Origin of the sequence: Caballeronia sordidicola, assembly GCF_000729995.1 — a bacterium.
GTDB lineage: Bacteria > Pseudomonadota > Gammaproteobacteria > Burkholderiales > Burkholderiaceae > Caballeronia > Caballeronia sordidicola_A.
On sequence record NZ_JNFG01000159.1, the window covers coordinates 1 to 376 of the forward strand.

Annotated in this window: 1 protein-coding gene; it reads right to left on the reverse strand. The window is 48.4% G+C overall.

What is annotated here, in order from left to right; translation table 11 throughout:
• Window positions 1-22: 22 nt before the first annotated feature.
• The coding region (locus tag FH08_RS52715; RefSeq protein ID WP_031362659.1) for a hypothetical protein at window positions 23-376 on the reverse strand (354 nt) is incomplete at its 5' end.

Sequence of the window (376 nt, forward strand, 5' to 3'; positions counted from 1 at the left end):
CCTGATGCCAATTCCATAAACCTCAGTCCAATCCATACCAGTCCTTTAGTTTATCCGCTTCCCATTTAGATTTGGAGCGGCCACTCGACAGTACCATATTTTCCTCGTTGTACTGTTTCAAATCCGCAAAGTTCTCCTCAATCGCCTTTGCTGAATCATCGATCAGCTTCATACGAGCGGCATCACTCATTTGCGTTTTAAAGGAATTGATCACCACAAACACCTGGTCCAGGTTAGTCACACTTGCCTTTAAAATCCCTGCGTACACCTTTTCCAGTTGCAATAGCTCCTCCGGACAGAAATGCAGCTCCTGATTCAACAGCGGCGTCGCGCCGTGGTCCGGCTGGAAGATGTGGACAAGTCCCTGGCGCATATC